The following is a 19535-nucleotide window of genomic DNA, read 5'->3' as shown; positions in this document are numbered from 1 at the left end:
TAAGACAATGACTATTGATTCAGAAGTTACTCAAATTTCCAAAGAAGCATCAACTGTACCTGTTACAATTCTAACGGGTTTTCTAGGGTCCGGCAAAACAACTCTACTTAACCACATTTTACAAAATCAGGAAGGTCTAAAAACAGCCGTATTAGTAAATGAGTTTGGCGAAATAGGGATAGATAATGATCTTATTATACGCACTGGTGAAGAAATGATTGAATTAAGCAATGGCTGTATTTGTTGCTCTATAAATGGAGAATTAGTTAATGCAGTTGAAAAAATAATTACACAAGATAAATCAATAGATTACATTATTGTTGAGACAACTGGGCTTGCAGATCCTCTGCCAGTTGCTATGACATTTCTTGGGAATGAATTAAGAGAAGCCACTCGTCTTGATTCAATTATTACACTTATAGATGCAGAAAACTTCAATGATGGCCTATTAGGAAGTGAAATTGCAAGATCCCAACTAATCCATGGAGACATCTTACTTATAAATAAATGTGATCTTGTAAATGAAGAAAAATTATCTTACATAGAAAAAGAACTTTTTACTATAAAAAATGATCCTAGAATCTTAAAAACGAAACAAGCAGAAGCTCCTCTTGCTCTCTTGCTAAGTGTAGGCCTTTTTGAGTCAGACAAACTACATAATGAGCCAATGGAAGATCACAGTAAATGTGACCATGAACATGGACTATGTAAACATGATGATCTTCATCAAGAGCATAATCACACAACCTCAGAGCAAAGCAATATTGAAGGCTATACATCACTTTCATTTAAAGAAAAAGCGCCATTTTCTCTTAGAAAATTTCAAAATTTTCTAGACAATCAATTACCATCATCCGTTTTTCGAGCAAAAGGAATACTTTGGTTTACAGAGAGTGATAAGCGTTATATATTTCATCTTGCAGGTAAAAGGTTCTCAATTGATGATTCTGAATGGAATGGTGAAAAAACAAACAAATTAGTTCTCATTGGTAAAGATCTCGATCATGAAAAAATAAACCATCAACTAAATGCCTGCGTCTCCAAAGATTCAGGACAAGGTTTTGGAGAAAGTAATATTGTCTAAAACATTTCCCCAACAAAGAAGAATATTCCTAGAAATCTTTTCAATCCTTCTATGTGTTATTTTTTTGTTGCCTATTATCAATTTAATCAGGGAAGGATTGACCAGCTTAGGAGGAGGAGATATAGGACTTGGCCCAGATGGATTGAAGCAAATAGAAGGTACTTTCTTTTTGGTTCTTTTTAGTTCATTGTTTGGAGGAACATTGGGAACAGTTAATGGATGGCTTTTAGCAAATTGTCGATTCAAAGGACGCAAATACTTAAGGCTTGCTCAACTTTTACCATTAGCCACACCTGCATATCTTCTATCAGCAATATTAATAGATATTGGAAGCATTCATGGAATAAGGATTCATGGAATGTTTTGGGGGATTTTAATTATGTCTTTAACTACATATCCTTATGTTTTTCTTTTAAGCGCAGAAAGTTTTGCAAAATGTGGGCAACGTCAACTTGAAGCATGTCGCAGCCTAGGTATAGGTCCATGGAATAGCTTTCGTCGAATTGCTCTCCCCATGGCCACACCTGCGATAGGTGCAGGAATAGCACTTATGGGAATGGAAGTAATAAATGAGCTTGGAGCTGTTCAATTACTCAACATCCCAAGTCTCTCTGCAGGAATTGTTGAAAACTGGATCATTAAAGGAAATCCCTCAGGAGCCATAGCACTTGCTTTTATTGCATTACTTGTTGTTCTTGTCCTTGTAGCTTACGAAAAATGGCTAAGAAAAAGAAGTCGTAGGTGGACCGAAGGAATTACTGGAGCAGAATCTCCTGCATGGGTATTAAAAGGCTTTAGAGCCACTATTGCTCAGGCACTTTCTGTCATGCCTCCTTTATTTACTCTAGGGGTACCTTTTTATTGGGCAATTATCAATTCAGATCAACTCTTACAAGGGTTTGATATAGAACTTGTTCAATTAACATTTCGAAGTTTAATGCTCGGGCTGATAGCTTCTGGCTTAACAGTTTTAGGCGCAATCTTTCTCAGCATTTGTTCACGATGGAATAAGAGTAAGTGGATGAAAAGTATTTCTTTTCTTTCAGGTCTTGGATATGCAATACCAGGAGCAGTGATAGCTCTTGCACTTCTTTCATTCTCAGGCTCTGTATGGAACCTACCTGCTTTAATACTTCTTCTTTGGGGGTATTCAGATAGATTTCTTGCTGTAGCTAAAGGTGGTATAGATTCAGCTTTCGAAAGAATTAATCCTAATATTGATGAAGCAGCAATGAGCCTTGGTGCAAATTGGACAGGGGTTTTAAAAACCATACATTTACCTCTACTTAAAGGTCCTTTAGTAGTAGGTTCTCTCTTAGTTTTTGTCGATACAATTAAAGAACTACCTCTAACGTTTATCCTAAGACCGTTTGACTTTGATACTCTTTCCGTCAGAATATTTCAATATGCAGGGGATGAAAGAATGGGAGAATCAATTATCCCGGGACTAATTGTACTTTTATTAGGTTTGCTTGCATCTATTGCATTGATGCCTAGCCTAGATTATAAAAACAAATCTATCTAAACTAGCTTATTCTAAATAAACGAGAAATCACAAGATATATTTAATAGAAATCAATACTTTTCATACAATAAGTCTTAGTTTTTTTAGCTTCTTAAATGAAAAAATTAAAGCTATTAATATATCTGCCAAACTAACCAAAAGCCTATAAGACAATAATACGAGTATAAGGGATTCTTGTGGTATTGGTTCTCTTGCAAACAACAAAATAAAGGATTCAAATATGCCTGCTCCGCCAGGAGCAGATGGAACTATTAGGCCAACAGACCATGCAAAAGAAAATAAAGATATCCAATTCACAATAGGAAGATAGGTTTCAATTGAGAATGCTTTAAGACAAAGCCAAAAAGAAGCAAATCGTAGAAAAACAAACAATATTTCTATTAGAAATGCCAAAATGGGATAAGGGGAAATAGGTTCGGAAGATTGAATTTCATTTCTATTAAAAGAGAATTTCGCTCCAAGCTTTTTAAAATCAAGGAGCTTAGATGCACCCAATTGCATAAGCAAAGACCCTCTCCATCTTCTAGCCAATAAAAATGAAGGAATGAAGAATGCCACATACATAATATTTTTCAGACCAGCAATAGGGACTAAAAATAATGATGCAGATAACATTAAAAAAGGTTCAAGCAATACAGAAGAAAAAGCTTGCGTTGGCGAAATATAAGTAGTTAAGACACGAAATCTCTCTAAAAAATGCCATATTCCACCAGGCAAATACTTAAGCAAATTTGTTTTCAAAAATAATTTTTCGATTTTCATATTCTTCTGATTGAAGCCTAACCAGGTGAGAAGGGAGCTCCAAGCCAAGCTATTAACAATCAAGCTCAGTACACTAAAAGAAAATCCTATTATTAAAAGCACAATTGATTCTTTAGGTAATGACTCTTGGGTTATTTTTTCAAAGTTCTTAAAAATTGTAATCGCCACAAAACCAAAGCTTAAAGAGGTTAAAAGCAACTTGATCCAACCTTTAAAGGTTGTACTTCTAAAAATCGAAAATATCGTTAGCAAAAGTTTCTTAAAAAGAATACTCCTCACCTCCAGTCTTCTAGTGGTGAGAAAGTATCTAAAGATAATAAAACTTCCTTTCTAATCTCATCGATATGCAGTTTTTTTTCAGTACTTATTCGTATCAACTCATCATGCTCAACCTTTATAGTTACTTTCCCATGAGGGCGACGAACTTGCTTAACTAATACCTTCCCAAAAACAGTTTCACAAGTGCCCGCTCGCCTTTTTGCAACCCATCGTCCTTCAGTTTTTTCTCTCAATCCTATTGTTGTACCAAAAGAAAACCAAATCAATCGGACTTTTGCTGCAAGTTCCGGTTTAACAATTGCAGTGAGACATACTCCTGTCCTCCCTTTCTTCATTTGTATTGATTGAGAGCTCACATCAATCGCACCAGCTCTCTTTAAATCATCAATAAGAAGCGACACGTCTTCTGGAGAAGAGTCGTCTATCCATGTCTCTTGAATTATTACTTCTTCCCAGCAAAGCTCTTCTTCAATAAGTCTAGAAGAAGTAAAACTATCACTTTCTAATAAACAAATTCTTAGTAGATTTGGCCTCTGCAGCTTCCTATGACCTAATCCAATTCCAATGGAATTAATATTCAAAACTTTAGGTCTTAAAAATGAATCTGCTAAAACAATCAACAAAGCAAGTCCTGTAGGAGTAGTTACTTCACCGCAAGAGGCTTCATCAGAGACAAGTTTAATCTTATGAGCCTTGGCAAGTTGTAAAACTGCCGGAACTGGTACTGGTAAGTAACCATGAGCAGCCTGAACTAAACCTGAACCAGCTGGTGGAAAAGAACAAAAAATATTCCTGGGTTCTAAATAGTCTACTGCTGCACATACTCCTATTATGTCTACCAATGAATCGATAGAACCGAGTTCATGAAAATGAACTTGGTCAGCATCAATCCCATGAACAGAAGCTTCTGCTTCTGCTAAAAGTTTAAAAACTTTTAAAACTTTTTCTTTAAGTAGTTTTTTTAAGGAAGAGCTTTCAATCAATGTACGAATGTCCACCCAATGACGATTGGGGTGGTTTAACTCTTTATCTTCTACAAAAACCTTCAAGCCTCTTAAATCAAAACTTTTTGCTTCTTCAGCTCGCAGAGAATAGGAATGATCAAGTCCCAACAATTTTAAAGGGGCATTTATGGCATCAAAAGGCACGCCCAAGTCAAGGAAGGCAGCCAATAGCATATCTCCTGAAATTCCAGTCGAGGAATCAATAAAAAGAGATTTCATCTAATTGGAAAGAAGGAAAAAGAGGCTGGCAATTAAAATTTTATTGGGACTTTTATAATTATGAGTTAAAAAGTGTTTTTACAGTTTGTGAGTATTCATATTTCTAAAGCTCAAAACATATTAATTACTTTTTAGCTTTTACAGGGCCAATTACTTCATTATCTTCTAAATATAGCTTTTGTCCCATTCTCCTTACATCTAAGCTTACAAAATGTCTTAGGAAGTCAAGTGATAATTCACCTTTCAAATGGAGTTTAAATGGAAAAGTTTTTTTACCATTTTTCTTTGGCTTCTGTCGAATCCTTAAAACTAAATCTTTAGTTTCTGGCTTCGTATATATCAATTCACCACGAATAGAAAAATAATCATCGCCTTCTTTAACTTGATCTGAAACACTCTCAATTAATTTGTCTTCATTCTCATCAGCTTTCTTATTAGTTTTTTTCGTATTGCTTACATTGGTAAGCGTACTTGGTTCCCAAATGCCACTAATTTGCAAATGTAAATGTTCCTCATCTCTGCATCTAGGGTAAACAACCCACAAATGTGGGGCATCTGCTTTTAAGCGCCTTTTTATGAGACTAATCGCCCTCCCAAGTACAACAGCCTCTATTTCTTCGCCATTCTCATCCACTATCAATCCACGAGAAAAACACTCAGGTGCCTCAGGTAAATACCTACCTCTAACAACTCCTATTGCTCTGTATTGCAATAGTTCGGTAACTGGAGGGATTGGATGGTCTCGCATTTAGAAAAGACACTCCTAATAAGAATAAAATCTAGCCCTTTTTTTGGTAATACTCATTAAAAATCAATATCAAGAGAAGAATCTTCTTTGTTTTCATCTTCAAAAGCCTTTAAGGCATCATCAATTGCATCTGAGGGAGAAGTTCCATCTTTCATCGATTCCATGCTCCTTAAAACATTCATTAACTCCATGGGATTAGAAGGGAAATATAAATCATTGGACTCTTCAAAAGAAGAATGGATATCTTTTTCTTGTTGTAGGTCATTTGTACCTGCAATAAGGAAACTATCTCTTTTAAGCAAAGAATATTCAATGAAAAAGAAAATTGGACTAAAAAGTATTATGCAAAATATATATTTTACGGAGGTAAAACATCGATTCATCGTCTATGCTAAAGATTAAATCAACCCTATTCTAGACCAACAACAACCTAAAAGATAGAACTGTGTTATTTGCAACTTGGAATGTAAACTCAATTCGCACTAGGCTTAGCCAAGTAGAAGAATTTCTAGACGAAACACAGCCAGACTTGTTATGCCTTCAAGAGACAAAAGTGGAAGACAAGTTATTTCCACGGGAAAGCATAGAAAAAAGAGGCTATCAAGTTAGTTTTTATGGACAAAAAGCCTATAATGGGGTTGCCTTAATTAGCAATCAAAAGTTAGATGATATTAGGCTAGGGATAAGCGGCGAGCTTGTTAATAATCAAGTATCTACTTTTTTAGATGAACAAAAAAGAATTATAAGTGCTTTGATTAATGGAATAAGAGTTGTAAATGTATATGTTCCCAACGGGTCTTCCTTGGATTCTGAAAAATATATATACAAGCTTAAGTGGTTAGATCATTTAAAGAAATACTTTGAATCTCAAGAAGAAAGATCTGAGCCTTTATGTCTCATGGGAGATTTTAATATTGTTCTTGAAGAAAAGGATATTCATAATCCAAAACGATTTAACAATGGCATTATGGCTAGTCTTTCCGAGCGAGAGGCTCTCCAAAATGTATTAGGTACTCGACTAGAAGACGTGTTCAGACTTTTCGAGGCAGATACTGGCCATTGGAGCTGGTGGGACTATCGAAGTGGAGCTTGGCAAAAAGACCAAGGTTGGAGGATAGACCACATTTATCTAAGTGAAGAGTTGATTAATAATGCAAGAAGCTGCGTAATACATAAAAAAGCACGTGGAAACATTCAACCAAGTGACCATGCGCCTGTCTTGGTAGATATCAATTGGCCGCCGCAAGAGGATAACGAAAATTCTCTGTTCTATTAAAATTTGAACATTTCTCTAAGAGAAAAAAAATCACCTCTCCAATCAGTTTTTCAAAGCAATTATTAAGATCTATTATCAAATCATCACAGTATTTCACACTGGTTTTTAGGGTGTTAATCCTAGCAAATTTTGATGAGCCTCAACTCACAAAAGCCTTTATTTACAAGTCCTTTGGGCTTTAAGGCTCAGAAAATAATTCCCCAGGAAGCCTCCCTAGATCCACAATTGAAGTAAAGAAAAAAACAGAAGTTTTAGACTTAATCGACTCTTTTAGGCCATTATGGCCAACTGTGTCATCAGCTGATTTAAATAGGTGCCGTGACAAACGCCTTCAACACAAGTAATTCCCAAGCCGTATTTCATGCGGCTCAAGAGTTGATGCCTGGCGGCGTGAGCTCTCCCGTTCGTGCTTTTAAGTCTGTCAATGGTGATCCAATCGTCTTTGATCGGGTTAAGGGAGCATATGCGTGGGATTTAGATGGGAATCGCTTTATCGACTATGTAGGAAGTTGGGGGCCTGCAATATGTGGGCATTCTCACCCTGAGGTTATTGCGTCACTGCAAGAAGCGTTAGAAAAAGGAACAAGTTTTGGAGCGCCTTGTGAGCTTGAAAACAAGCTTGCGGAAATGGTTATTGAAGCTGTTCCTAGTGTTGAGATGGTTCGTTTCGTTAATAGCGGCACAGAAGCCTGTATGGCGGTACTTCGCCTTATGAGAGCTTTTACAGGAAGAGATAAGCTAATTAAATTTGAAGGGTGCTATCACGGGCATGCTGATATGTTCCTGGTCAAAGCAGGCTCAGGGGTAGCAACGCTTGGGCTGCCAGATTCTCCTGGCGTTCCAAGAAGTACAACTTCCAATACTCTAACTGCGCCCTATAACGATCTAGAAGCTGTTAAAAACCTCTTCGCAGAAAACCCTGATGCAATTGCTGGAGTGATTCTGGAGCCAATCGTTGGGAATGCAGGTTTCATCCAACCCGAACCAGGTTTCTTAGAAGGACTCAGAGAACTAACAAAAGAAAATGGCTCACTGCTTGTATTTGATGAAGTAATGACTGGATTCAGAATCAGCTATGGAGGAGCTCAAGGCCGCTTTGGAGTAACCCCTGATCTTACGACTATGGGGAAAGTCATTGGAGGAGGCCTTCCAGTGGGTGCTTATGGAGGAAGAAAAGACATCATGTCTATGGTCGCTCCAGCTGGGCCTATGTATCAAGCAGGGACATTGAGTGGAAATCCACTTGCTATGACAGCAGGAATTAAAACATTGGAAATTCTTCAACAAGAAGGTACCTATGAACGCTTAGCAAGTATTACGAACAGGCTCATAAATGGAATATGTGAATCTGCTAAACAAGCTGGCATACCAATCACTGGAAGCAGTATTAGTGGGATGTTTGGCTTCTATTTATGTGAAGGCCCTGTGAGGAATTTTGAAGAAGCTAAACAAACAAACTCTGATTATTTTGGAAAGCTTCATAGAGCAATGCTTGCAAAAGGAGTTTATCTTGCTCCAAGTGCATTTGAAGCGGGCTTTACATCATTAGCACACTCAGAAGAAGATATTGACTCAACTTTAAAGGCATTTAACGAGTGTTTTAACGAACTAAGTCAATAGATCAAATACAATACTTAGTTTATAAACAGTAAGAGACTGTTATCGATTAAAAATAATATAAATCTAAAAATTAAATCTTTTCTTATATTTTAAAATCATCAATCTAATTTCTTCTACCGCCCACTATTACAGGAGTATTCGAACCATTTGTTCCTGGCAATGCAGGAACAACCTGGGTTTTGCCATCCCACTTATCTAAGAATAATTTAAACAAAACCTGATCATCAAGACTTCTATTAAGTGTGTCATAACGTATTGCCTCCTGCTCAGCAATTTTAACTTCAGTTTGTGCTCTTAAAAGTTGCTGCTCAGCAATCTGTTTTTGCTCAATCGCTGCTCTATATTCCTCTGCTATTTCTAATCCTGTAAGATCAAGCCCTTGTATGTCTACATAATCAAACTGGCTTATTTCTTCTGCAACAGTTTTCTCAACTATTGAAGAAATATCACTCCATGAACTTGCAATAGTTACCAATTCATATTTAGAGAAAACAGATTTAAGTGCCTTTAGTAAAGAAGGTTTAATTATCCGATTATAGATTTCTCTATCGTTGTAAGAGATAGTTCTAAAAACCCGCCCAGCCTCACTTGGCTTAAGAGCATATTTGACTGTTGCGGTAGCTGATATTACCTGCAAATCTTTAGTTAAAGACTCAAATTCCTCTGGCCTAACTTGAGTTTGTACGTTGAACGGAAAAGTAGATTGTACAAAAGGAACTTTAAAGTTCAAGCCTGGTCGCCTAGCACCTCCACTTACTTTTCCCAAGGTAGTCACAACGGCCACTTGACCAGCAGGAACAATAAACAAAGCTTGTGTAAGTAATAATATCCCTGTAAATGACACTATTAGAGCTAAAGTTGCAGCACCACCACCTGATCCTCCAGGGGTTACATTGCGAATTGGATTAGTCATAGAATTCTCTTAACTCATAAAGCATATCTTTATATAGTTGGTTTTGTGATTAATTCAATTATTTTAATTATGTAATCAAAATAAAATTATTGCTTCATTCTCTCTTTAGTTGTTTTAAGAACTTCAAGATAAAGAGTCTCATCTATCTCCCTGATGTCATATTCAAAAGGCTTTAGGCCATGATGGTGTTCATGCACGACCATCCAACAAACCTTTTCTACGTCTTCATTAGATTTATCTAAAATCTCAAACGACTTTGAGGCCAACATATTAATTAAGACAGAATCGCTAGAATCCATTTTTATTTAAATTTATCAATTAAACATAAGAAGTAATAAGAGATTAGATACAGATATTCACCTGTAATTCTCAAACTGCAATGGGATTTCAAGGCCATCCTCTTGTTTCCTGAGTATTTCTATTGCAAGCTGCAAGTCATCTTTACTCTTTCCTGTAACTCTTAAACTATTTCCTTGAATTGCGACATTTACTTTCTTTAGTTGATCCCTAATTGATTTACTTAGCTTCTTTGCAACATCTTGAGCAAGACCTTTCTTTAAAAGAACAACTTGCTTCAATCTGTTACCAGATGAGGCTTCAGGATCTTGAAAGTCAAAAATCTTTAGAGAAAGATTCCTCTTAGTAGCCTTTTGCAAAACAATGTCTACAACAGCTTTCAAAGTCATATCACTGGCAGTGTGAATAATAATCTCTTCGTCTACAAGATTAAGCTCTGTATTTGAATCTTTAAGGTCATAGCGTTGAGAAACTTCTCTTTGTACTTGATCAATCGTATTAACAAGCTCCTGACGGTCAAAATCAGAAACTACGTCAAATGAATAAGAAGCTGGCATAAAAATTACCAAAGAAGCACATAATAATTCTAGAAAACATTTCGACAATATTTAATTGATCAGCCTAGTAAAAGACGCCACTTGTATTTATAAAAAATCATCTTAAGCAAAAGATCAACTAATCAAAAAACAATAAGCTTACAACCTTGCCCATATCTTCTGCACTATGGCAACTGCTTAACAAAGTCTCACTATCGTGAAATGCAAAGCAAATAAGTTGATCACAACGACTGATTATTTCTTGATTACATAAACTACTAGCCATGGGCAAAGAAAGATCATCATTATCTGGCTTTTCTATCAAATGCAATACCTGATCAAGCAAATTGCAAATCTCTAATGGTTGACGATTTAAGCTCTGGGGAAGTAACACTGTTAACAGGGAAGGTTCTACTTCTAAAACTCCTCTAATAACAGCAGCATTAACCCCCTGTGACCCTGAAGTAATGATTGAATGCCCTTCTTGGGCTAATGAACGCGCAATCAATTCAATGAGGTGTATTGTCACTACAGGAACATGCCTACTACCTAAAAAAGCTATTCTCCTCTTACCCTTATCTTGTAACAAGGCCAATTCTTGGGCCAAAGTATCAATACGACCGACTTGGGGTAGATCTAGCGACTGACTACGGCTCAAAGATACTCTCTTGTTATTAATTTGAAACTAGCAATGATCATGGGAATTGGGCTACATGCCTAGAAACCTAAATAATCTTTGCAGATCACAATGTTCCTCAACCAACCGGAATGCATAAGTTGCCTTTACAGCTTCATGTAATCGAACATGTCCAAAAGCTTGTTCTATAACTTCGACTGTGGAGAGAGTATCCTTATCAACTTTTAACAACGGTACTTCCAATTCCTCAGCTCTATTGATTAGTTGCGGCAATGGTTCTCCAGCACCTGTAAGAATCAAGCATTGAGTAGAAGCTTCTAGGGCAGCTAACTGAATATCCGTCCTATCAGCACCAGTAACTACTGCCATATTCCTTCGCTTACGAAAAAATTCCATCGCTGAATTGACATTCATTGCTCCAATACTTAATGTCTCAACCATTAATTCAAGCTTGTCTGAGCAACATATAACCCGAGCTTTAAGTCGTCTAACTAATTCTTCAACAGTGACACTTCTAAGAAGAGGTGAACGTGGCATTACACCAAAAACATCAATTTCAAGCTTTTTCAAAGCAGGAACCACATTATCTTTAAGTTCCTTTAGCTCATCAGGTGTAACAGCATTCAAAACGACTCCTAAAAGACTATCCCCAAGCTGCTCCTTTGCTGCTAACAACTCATCGATGCTTCGACTATCCTTCCATAAATGAACCAACAAAACTTTCGAGCCAAAATTCTTAGCCAATTTTTCCAGGCTTAAACCATAAAGCAATCCTTCGTGAATACTCCCTGCAGCCTCAAGAAGATTTAAGCCCTCAAAAGAATCATCTAATTTTTCTTTTAATCCTTCGAAACCTTCTCCTGGTTCAAGAACCGATTCAAGTAAACGCTTCTCTGCAGTATCTGATGCCAAGAGATCTACTGAAGGGATTAACAACTCTTCCGATAAACCGATAATTGAGCCAATGAATTTAACATCATCGTCAATTAAATGAGACTGTGATGCCCTTTCACCATCAACTAACTCAATACTAGTAGCAAGAGGCTTACCAATACGTACTGATACATTTATGGCCCTAAGGTATCGAGCAATTCCTAATACTAAAGCTGACTTCCCACTAAAAGGCTCACAAGACCCGATCATTAAGGTCTTACCCATGACCGGACTCCATTAATCAGATCTGGCTAATCTTAATCATCTATTAGCCTTATGAATAGTATTTGCCAAAATAATTTGGGATCAAAAGAATTATCTCTTACAAAGTCCATTGCTCTTCTCAATCTCATCCTTAAATTCCATAATTAAAAATTTTTCTAACAAATGTCTTTTCTTCTAAAGGAAATGATTAATAGAGAGGCTTCTAAGCAACCTTGGGCACAGCGCAGAATTGCAATCACTGGTGCTTCAGGCACTCTTGGAATGGCGCTATCCAAAGCAATTCGTGCAAAGGGAGGTTTTGTGATTGGCCTAACACATAAATCAAACTATAACGAAAATAATACTTCGGATGAAGGTCCCCAGCAGTGGGTGCATTGGGAATGCGGGAAAGAGAAAGAACTTGAAGAACTATTTAAAACTATCGATGTCTTAGTTCTTAATCATGGAATCAATCCAGGCGGGAACCTAGATAGTGAAGGGCTAAACCTTGCACTTGAAATAAATGCTTTAAGTAATTGGCGTTTAATTGAAAATTTTGAAAAGATTATTTTTAATGAAAAAGAAAATACAACTCAGAAAGAAATTTGGGTTAATACCTCAGAAGCTGAAATACAACCTGCATTCAGCCCATCTTATGAAATAAGTAAAAGACTAATTGGACAATTAGTTAGCTTTAAATATAATTCATTGACTCAAATAGAAAAATCTAAGTTAAAAATCAGGAAAATTATATTAGGTCCATTCCGTTCAAAATTAAATCCTATTGGCATAATGAATGTGCAATGGGTGGCAAGTCAAGTAATATGCCAAGCATCTTTAGGGTTTAAATTGATAATTGTAACGCCAAATCCTATAACTTATTTTGTAATGCCTATCACAGAGATTTTTAGAGGTTTATATTTTAGAATTTTTGAAAATAAATGAATATGGAGATTAAAAGTTAATCTCAAGAGCGGTCTGTCAATATTTCAAAACCTTTTTTAGTTACCAAAATTGTATGTTCCCATTGAGCAGATAAGCTTCCATCTTTGGTAACAACTGTCCATTGATCCTGAAGTGTTCTGCATCCTTTACTCCCTGCATTAAGTATTGGCTCAACAGCCAAAGTCATTCCTTCACGCAGTCTAATATTTGGAAGATCGTTTGTACGAAAATTAAAAACAGAAGGCTCTTCATGAAGGTTCCGACCTACCCCGTGGCCTGTATAATCTTCAACAACACTGAAATTATTTTTTGTTACGTGATCTTCTATTGCTCCAGCTATATCTAAAAGGGTATTATTAGCCCTTATTTGTGATAATCCAGCCATTAATGCTTCATTTGCGACTCTACTTAATTTACTCGCTTCTTCAGAAACATCTCCAACACAAATTGTTATGCAGCTATCTCCGTGATAACCATCAAAAAATGCACCCGTATCAACTTTCAATAAATCTCCAGCCTTAATTACTCTTTTTAAATCTGGTATTCCATGAACAACTTCATTATTAATACTTGCACAAATACTTGCAGGGAAGCCATGATAACCCTTAAAACTTGGCACAGCTCCCATCTCTCTAATCCTCCTTTCGGCATATTCATCTAACCCACCTGTAGTCATTCCAGGCTCAACAATTTTATTTATTTCACTAAGAACAGTTGCAACTATATGACTCGACTTACGCATGATCTGAACCTCTCTAGCTGACTTTATTTCCACTCCTCTTCTCTTCTGAATGCGGGGCCCTTGATTGTTCTTAGACCCTGAAGATGAAGCAAGTAAATCAGCAAATAGTTTGTTCATCTTCGAAAATAAAATAATTTAATTTCCCATGCTCACTAATAGAGCTTGCTTGAAACTGTTGCTCCAAGCTATCAATATTCATATATACATCAAATTCCCAAAACAAGCTTGGTCATAACTTCTATATATCTTCATCTTTCAATTGCACCCTAAGCGACAATACCCTTGTTAATGACTGTTAAACATTGCTTTGTTATCTCCTGACCAAAAATCCCGAAGGAGGGACCTTTAAAAGGCCAGATGAACTGGTTAAGACCATATATAAGCTGAAGGCTTTGCTACAAGAGGGATCATGAAATACATTTGGGCTTTTCTCGATGCTCTTCAGAGGAGGAAGTGTTCTTTCTAAAAAAAGTTTTACCAAGAAAAAAAACAAAATATTATCAAAAAGTGATTTATGAACAGTTACAATAATTATTCGGAAAATAAAATTGTATTTGGGATGACGGAAGATTTAAAAAATACCTCTCCAAGCAAAGAGGAAAGCAATGAAATTGAAGAGTCCTCCAAAGCAACTCCAAAGGCAACCCGTGAGACTAAACCTAAGGACTCTCCTTCAAAAACAAAGCTAAGCGCTCAGGCTCTTATTGCTCAGTTTGAGAAGTCACAACAAAAAAAGAAAGTCCCTGAGGTCTATGTAGGAGATACTGTTCGTGTAGGAGTGCGCATAAGTGAAGGGAATAAAGAACGAGTTCAGCCCTATGAAGGAGTAATTATTGCTAAACGTCATGGAGGGTTAAATCAAACTATTACTGTCCGTCGCATCTTCCAAGGAGTTGGTGTCGAGAGAGTATTCATGGTGCATAGCCCACAAGTCGCTTCTATTAAAGTTGAGCGTCGCGGTAAAGTGAGAAGAGCGAAGCTTTTTTATCTGCGTGATCGTGTTGGTAAAGCCACTCGAGTCAAGCAGCGCTTCGATCGCTGAGGTCTTGACCTCGTTCGATCCAAATACCATTGTCACAACATTGGTACTAGGGCATCTACAATGCGCCGTTAGTTCAGTTGGTAGAACGCAGGTCTCCAAAACCTGATGTCGGGGGTTCAAGTCCTCCACGGCGCGTTCGACAACCCTTATAGCAGTTTCTTTGTTTTACGAATGGAGTTAGATCTTCAACCAGGTGATGTAGTAAAAGTCCTTGAGTCTGCAGCTCTTGGCTGGGTTAGGGCACGTGTAATACGAGTCAAATCTGGTGGGAGGGTTGTAGTACAAAGCGATCAAGGTCGAGAATTTACTGCTAGAGGGAATCAAGTTAGGCTTATTGAACCAGCTGGTTTTCGCCCTTAAAGCTGGAAGTGTTCATCTCTAACAAATTGTTTTAAAGAACGAAAAATCTCTAAAGCAAGCTTTTTAAAGGGTTGACGTAAGTGAGGTGATAGGTTGATACTTCTTTTGCCAGACTTAAGGCATTAAGACACCTCCAGCAGGACTTTTAAAAAAGTTCGCTAATCCTTGGGACCGTAGTTCAACTGGTTAGAGCACCGCCCTGTCACGGCGGAAGTTGCGGGTTCGAATCCCGTCGGTCCCGTTTCCAAATTGACTAAAAACTTGAAAGTTAGAGTAAGACTTGCTCCTAGTCCAACAGGTTCTTTGCATATAGGCACTGCACGAACTGCTTTATTCAACTGGTTATTTGCTCAAAGAAACAAAGGTTCCTTCTTGATTCGAATAGAAGATACTGATAAAGAGAGATCGAAAGATGAATTCACCTCTAATATCCTTGAAGGTCTTCAATGGCTTGGATTGAAATGGGATGAAGCTCCAATCATTCAAAGCAAGCGAATTCATGAACATAAGGAAGCTATTAAGAGCTTGATTAATAAAGGTCTTGCATATAGATGTTTCGCAACTGAAGAAGAGTTGCAAACAATGAGAGATGCTCAAATCAATTCTGGAGAAGCCCCTCGTTATGACAATCGTCATAGAAAACTAACGAAAGAACAAGAACAAAAATTTATTAAAGATGGAAGATCAGCTGTGATCCGTTTTCGAATTGAGGATGAAGAATCTGTCCATTGGAACGACATGGTTAGAGGTCCTATTCACTGGAATAGTAAAGATTTAGGGGGGGATATGGTTATATCTCGAAGAGCTCCAGCAAATGAAATTGGTGATCCTTTATACAACTTGGTTGTTGTATTAGATGATGCGGCAATGGAAATTACTCATGTGATCAGAGGAGAAGACCATATAGCGAATACAGCAAAACAATTGCTTTTATATAAGGCCCTTGGTTTTAAAGAGCCATCATTTGCTCATACACCCTTAATCCTAAATAAGGATGGCCGAAAGCTTTCTAAACGCGATGGTGTTACTTCAATCAGCGATTTTAAAACCATGGGTTATACATCTCAAGCAATGACCAACTACATGACTCTTCTAGGCTGGTCTCCTCCTGAAGGGATGGGAGAAAAATTTACCTTAAAAGAATCTTCTTCAGTATTCGACTTTGATCGAGTTAATAATGCAGGTGCAAAGTTTGATTGGGACAAACTTCAATGGCTAAATTCTCAAGAAATACATAATTGGTCAAATGAAAAACTTCTTGATTCCCTAATCCCTCTTTGGACAAAAGAAGGTTGGAATTTATCCAGTAAAGACTGGGGGTTAAAACTTGTCCATCTAATTAAGCCATCACTTATTCTCATAAATGATGGGATTGAAGAAAGCAGAGTCTTTTTTGAAGAGCCCTTGCTAAAAAAAGATGCGATTCAACAATTAGAAATACCAAGAGCTAAAGAAGCTTTGAAATTCATATGTAGAAAATTGGAGGAAACTCCTTGGCATGGGAAAGAAAATGAAATAGCTATTGAATTAATAACTAGTTGTTCTAAATCATTAGATATAAAGAAAGGAATAATAATGAAAAGTCTTAGAGCAGCTTTACTTGGTACCCTTCAAGGCCCCGACTTAATCACATCATGGGGACTTCTCGCAATGATGGAGAATGACCAAGCAAGAATTAAAAGGTGTTTATAAATAAAGTTTTTTAATTTCTCTAATCCTCAGCAAGTAATCCCAGTTTTTTAGCCAATGGCTTTGCTGTTAGCCCTTGAATACCTACAGTCATTAAAATAGTTAAAAAAACTAACCCTTGAAGTCGACCAGCGCCTAATACTCCTGCTTGTTCAAGTCGTATAGCAAAAAGTGACGCAACTGCAGCAGTAACAATGCCTCTTGGGGCCAACCAACCAAGGAATAAACGTTGTTTAAAATCCAATGGCAAGCCAATAGTTGCAAGGCTTACTGCCATTGGTCGAACCACAAGCATCAATACCAATACACAACTCACACCTCCCCATCCTAAAGGGCTTAATTCACTCCAAGAAACATCTGCAGCAAGAAGTGGGAAAAGCATTGTGATAGCTAATTGTGCCAACTCTCTAATCAATTCATCTAATTTGTCGACCTCAATCGATGGACTTCTTCCTACAATGAAACCTGCAGCAACAGAAGCAGGTAATCCTGACTCAGGCAGAATCCATTCACAAATTCCATATAACAAAAACAAAACCCCCAAAGTTATTTGAAGCCTTATTCCTATTGCTGAATCAGCCTTAATTCTTTTAAGGCCTTCGGAAAGAATCCATCCTGCGAATGATCCAATAGCAACTCCTCCACCCAATCTTGCTAATAAACCAAACACCAGTTCTTTCCATCCATGAAGGTCTCCAACCAATAATTCAAGTAAAAGCAATGCTAAAACTGCTCCCACAGGCTCTAAAACCAATCCTTCAGCCTCAAGAACATCTCCTAGCGGTGCAGCCAATCGAATCTGCTGTACAAGAGGAGTAACCACAGTTGGACCAGTTGCCAGAACAATTGCGCTATATACAGCAGAAACATTCCAAGCCAATCCCGCAAGAAGATGAGCAGCTATCCATACTGCCGCAAAAGAAATAAACAGCCTGATTACTAAAATACGAAAAACTGTTGTTTTTATAGTGTCTCCAGGTAATCGAAGGTTTAAGCCTCCATCAAACAAAACTAGACTCACTAGTAAGCCCACAATTATTTCAAGGCCTTGACCCAAGTCAAGCGGCTCAACAAGTCCTAGTCCAGATCTACCTATCAATAAACCAGAGAGTAGAAGCAAAACAACTCCAGGGAAGCCAGTAATAACTGACAAGAGTCTTGCTCCAGCACCTGCAAAAACAGTGACTCCCCAAAGCAGTCCTAGACGCTCAGGAGTCATAGAAAGCAATAAATCCGATCAAAAGAATTAACTCCAAAATGATCTTGAATAAGACTAATCACCTTAATGACTATTCTGAAAGAGTTTGAATTTCGTATTTTAAATCCCTGCAAAACTAATTAATAACCTAAATAATGTAAGCGATCCATAGGAGATAATGAAAAAAAAACATTAGAGAAAAAAAGCTAATTTTTTTACCCGTAGAATTTATTAATAAGAATCAAAACAATCAACCCTAAAATTAATCCTATTGAAGCCATACGTCCATTCCATATTTCTGCTTGAGGCGTAAACCCTCTTTTCCAGGCATTAAGTTCGCTCTTCTCAACAGATTGAGTAGATTCTTTTTTTTCTTTATTAGTGGATTGAGAGTTCATAAATCTAAGCTTATTAAAAAGGAAGCTATAAATGGCATTTAAAAAGGGGGTTCACTTTTATATAAAAGATCAGATTGATCTAATTCAAACCTTGCTGAGACACCAAGCTCTAATGAACTAGGACTTGTTCCAGATATTAAACGTACTAATGCAGCGGTGCCTATCATTGCAGCATTATCAGTACAAAAAGCTTTTGGTGCCATATAAACATCAATAGCCTTATCTTCTGCTTTGCTTACCATCATCTTTCTCAAGCAAGTATTAGCTGCAACTCCTCCAACCATTACTAATGAATGCAGTCCATGATCAAAAGCATACTTGACACTTCTTTCCACTAAAACCTCAGAAACTACATTTTCAAAGCTTGCCGCAAGGTTGGCTAAAGGTATTTGTTTTCCTTCTGATCTAATACTTTCTACCTTTCGCAATACAGCTGTTTTAAGTCCACTAAACGAAAAATCATAAGGATAGAACCCCCCTTCTGGCTTTGAAACTCTACCTTTAGGGAAATGGAAGCTGGCAGGATCTCCCTTTTTCGCAAATTTCTCAATAGCAGGTCCTCCTGGATAAGAAAGACCTAATAGCCTTGCAACTTTGTCAAAGGCTTCTCCTGCAGCATCATCATGGCTTCTCCCAACCCTTTTATAAGTAAAATTTCTGTCTACTTGGATTAACTCAGTATGACCACCACTTACTAACAACACTAAATAAGGAGGAACGGGAGGATTCTCCGAAAGCAAAGCAGAGCAAAGATGTCCTTCCAAATGATGAATACCTAAAAACGGGAGATCATGAAGACAGGACAATGTTCTAGCTGTTACTGAACCAACTAATAATGCTCCACTTAGACCAGGAGCAACTGTTGCTGCAATTGCATTTACATCAGAGAAATTAATCCCAGATTGACTGAAAACCTCTTGAATTAAAAAAGGCAAGCTCTCAAGGTGTCTTCTTGATGCTATTTCTGGGACAACTCCTCCCCATTTAGCATGCTCATTGGCCTGAGAGGCAATAGAATTTGCCAAAATCTCAAATTTTCCTTCATTAAATTTCACTAGAGCTGCGGCGCTCTCGTCACAACTTGTTTCGAGGGAGAGTACTGTTTGCATCATTTAGGCGTATCT

The 19535-nt window shown here is 37.3% G+C and carries 21 protein-coding genes and 2 tRNA genes; 10 read left to right on the top strand and 13 right to left on the bottom strand.

Going from position 1 to position 19535, the window contains the following annotated elements; all coding sequences use genetic code 11:
* Positions 1-7 precede the first annotated feature (7 nt).
* Both PRO_RS02500 and PRO_RS02495 read left to right on the top strand, forming a co-directional pair.
* Complete coding sequence (locus PRO_RS02500; RefSeq protein ID WP_011124643.1) at positions 8-1084, top strand: CobW family GTP-binding protein; 1077 nt, start codon at positions 8-10, stop codon at positions 1082-1084.
* Positions 1029-2609, top strand: coding sequence for an ABC transporter permease (locus tag PRO_RS02495; protein WP_164923207.1), 1581 nt, complete (start codon positions 1029-1031; stop codon positions 2607-2609). Before PRO_RS02500 ends, PRO_RS02495 begins: the two co-directional genes overlap by 56 nt.
* Positions 2610-2669: 60 nt before the next feature.
* Here PRO_RS02495 and PRO_RS02490 read toward each other — a convergent pair whose 3' ends face one another.
* From PRO_RS02490 to PRO_RS02475, 4 genes are all read right to left on the bottom strand, one after another.
* Positions 2670-3371 carry a hypothetical protein gene (locus PRO_RS02490; RefSeq protein WP_164923206.1) on the bottom strand — a complete coding sequence of 234 codons (702 nt, stop codon included), beginning with the start codon at positions 3369-3371 and terminating at the stop codon, positions 2670-2672.
* 275 nt (positions 3372-3646) lie between these two features.
* Positions 3647-4873 carry a nickel pincer cofactor biosynthesis protein LarC gene (gene larC, locus PRO_RS02485; protein ID WP_011124640.1) on the bottom strand — a complete coding sequence of 409 codons (1227 nt, stop codon included), beginning with the start codon at positions 4871-4873 and terminating at the stop codon, positions 3647-3649.
* Positions 4874-4997: 124 nt separating this feature from the next.
* Positions 4998-5621 carry a hypothetical protein gene (locus tag PRO_RS02480; RefSeq protein WP_011124639.1) on the bottom strand — a complete coding sequence of 208 codons (624 nt, stop codon included), beginning with the start codon at positions 5619-5621 and terminating at the stop codon, positions 4998-5000.
* A gap of 56 nt (positions 5622-5677) precedes the next feature.
* Positions 5678-5923, bottom strand: a complete 246-nt coding sequence (locus tag PRO_RS02475) for a hypothetical protein (RefSeq protein ID WP_052040941.1) — start codon at positions 5921-5923, stop codon at positions 5678-5680.
* Positions 5924-6066: 143 nt separating this feature from the next.
* Between PRO_RS02475 and xth the strand changes: the two genes are divergently transcribed.
* A complete protein-coding gene (xth, locus tag PRO_RS02470) occupies positions 6067-6897 on the top strand; it encodes an exodeoxyribonuclease III (protein ID WP_011124637.1) in 831 nt (276 codons plus the stop codon).
* 318 nt (positions 6898-7215) lie between these two features.
* A complete protein-coding gene (gene hemL / locus PRO_RS02465) occupies positions 7216-8517 on the top strand; it encodes a glutamate-1-semialdehyde 2,1-aminomutase (RefSeq protein ID WP_011124636.1) in 1302 nt (433 codons plus the stop codon).
* Between the two features lie 103 nt (positions 8518-8620).
* Here the strand turns inward: hemL and PRO_RS02460 are convergent, their stop codons facing one another.
* From PRO_RS02460 to PRO_RS02440, 5 genes are all read right to left on the bottom strand, one after another.
* Positions 8621-9430, bottom strand: a complete 810-nt coding sequence (locus PRO_RS02460; RefSeq protein WP_011124635.1) for a prohibitin family protein — start codon at positions 9428-9430, stop codon at positions 8621-8623.
* 86 nt (positions 9431-9516) lie between these two features.
* Positions 9517-9729 carry a hypothetical protein gene (locus PRO_RS02455; RefSeq protein WP_011124634.1) on the bottom strand — a complete coding sequence of 71 codons (213 nt, stop codon included), beginning with the start codon at positions 9727-9729 and terminating at the stop codon, positions 9517-9519.
* A 57-nt stretch (positions 9730-9786) separates the two neighbouring features.
* Positions 9787-10284 (bottom strand): YajQ family cyclic di-GMP-binding protein, encoded by a 498-nt coding sequence (locus tag PRO_RS02450; RefSeq protein WP_011124633.1) that lies wholly within the window; start codon positions 10282-10284, stop codon positions 9787-9789.
* Positions 10285-10402: 118 nt separating this feature from the next.
* Positions 10403-10921, bottom strand: coding sequence for a hypothetical protein (locus PRO_RS02445; RefSeq protein WP_011124632.1), 519 nt, complete (start codon positions 10919-10921; stop codon positions 10403-10405).
* Positions 10922-10972: 51 nt separating this feature from the next.
* Positions 10973-12058: a phosphotransacetylase family protein gene (locus tag PRO_RS02440; RefSeq protein WP_036891726.1), complete on the bottom strand. Its 1086-nt coding sequence runs from the start codon at positions 12056-12058 to the stop codon at positions 10973-10975.
* A 162-nt stretch (positions 12059-12220) separates the two neighbouring features.
* Here PRO_RS02440 and PRO_RS02435 point away from each other — a divergent pair, with 162 nt between their 5' ends.
* Positions 12221-12982: an SDR family oxidoreductase gene (locus PRO_RS02435; RefSeq protein ID WP_011124630.1), complete on the top strand. Its 762-nt coding sequence runs from the start codon at positions 12221-12223 to the stop codon at positions 12980-12982.
* A 22-nt stretch (positions 12983-13004) separates the two neighbouring features.
* On the opposite strand, the gene map is transcribed toward PRO_RS02435, so the two are convergent.
* The gene (map, locus tag PRO_RS02430; RefSeq protein WP_011124629.1) at positions 13005-13841 is read right to left on the bottom strand and encodes a type I methionyl aminopeptidase; all 837 of its coding nucleotides are present in this window, start codon (positions 13839-13841) and stop codon (positions 13005-13007) included.
* 442 nt (positions 13842-14283) lie between these two features.
* Between map and rplS the strand changes: the two genes are divergently transcribed.
* The 5 genes from rplS (at position 14284) to gltX (ending at position 16818) form a co-directional block, all read left to right on the top strand.
* The gene (rplS, locus tag PRO_RS02425; protein WP_011124627.1) at positions 14284-14766 is read left to right on the top strand and encodes a 50S ribosomal protein L19; all 483 of its coding nucleotides are present in this window, start codon (positions 14284-14286) and stop codon (positions 14764-14766) included.
* 62 nt (positions 14767-14828) lie between these two features.
* A tRNA-Trp gene (locus tag PRO_RS02420) sits at positions 14829-14901 on the top strand.
* A 36-nt stretch (positions 14902-14937) separates the two neighbouring features.
* Positions 14938-15126 carry a hyperconserved protein Hcp gene (locus PRO_RS02415; RefSeq protein WP_006043540.1) on the top strand — a complete coding sequence of 63 codons (189 nt, stop codon included), beginning with the start codon at positions 14938-14940 and terminating at the stop codon, positions 15124-15126.
* A 167-nt stretch (positions 15127-15293) separates the two neighbouring features.
* Positions 15294-15367 (top strand) — tRNA-Asp (locus tag PRO_RS02410).
* Between the two features lie 20 nt (positions 15368-15387).
* On the top strand, positions 15388-16818 hold the full coding sequence (gltX, locus tag PRO_RS02405; protein WP_011124626.1) for a glutamate--tRNA ligase: 1431 nt from the start codon (positions 15388-15390) through the stop codon (positions 16816-16818).
* Between the two features lie 19 nt (positions 16819-16837).
* On the opposite strand, the gene PRO_RS02400 is transcribed toward gltX, so the two are convergent.
* The 3 genes from PRO_RS02400 to tsaD all read right to left on the bottom strand — a co-directional run bounded on the left by PRO_RS02400 (position 16838) and on the right by tsaD (position 19520).
* A complete protein-coding gene (locus PRO_RS02400; RefSeq protein WP_011124625.1) occupies positions 16838-18034 on the bottom strand; it encodes a cation:proton antiporter in 1197 nt (398 codons plus the stop codon).
* Positions 18035-18228: 194 nt separating this feature from the next.
* Positions 18229-18411: a high light inducible protein gene (locus PRO_RS02395; RefSeq protein ID WP_011124624.1), complete on the bottom strand. Its 183-nt coding sequence runs from the start codon at positions 18409-18411 to the stop codon at positions 18229-18231.
* Positions 18412-18449: 38 nt separating this feature from the next.
* Complete coding sequence (gene tsaD / locus PRO_RS02390; protein WP_011124623.1) at positions 18450-19520, bottom strand: tRNA (adenosine(37)-N6)-threonylcarbamoyltransferase complex transferase subunit TsaD; 1071 nt, start codon at positions 19518-19520, stop codon at positions 18450-18452.
* Positions 19521-19535 lie beyond the last annotated feature (15 nt).

It is taken from the genome of Prochlorococcus marinus subsp. marinus str. CCMP1375 (genome assembly GCF_000007925.1).
Classification (GTDB): Bacteria; Cyanobacteriota; Cyanobacteriia; order PCC-6307; family Cyanobiaceae; genus Prochlorococcus_E; species Prochlorococcus_E marinus.
The sequence above is the reverse complement of the archived record's forward strand: the minus strand, read 5'-3'. Positions and strand labels throughout refer to the sequence as shown.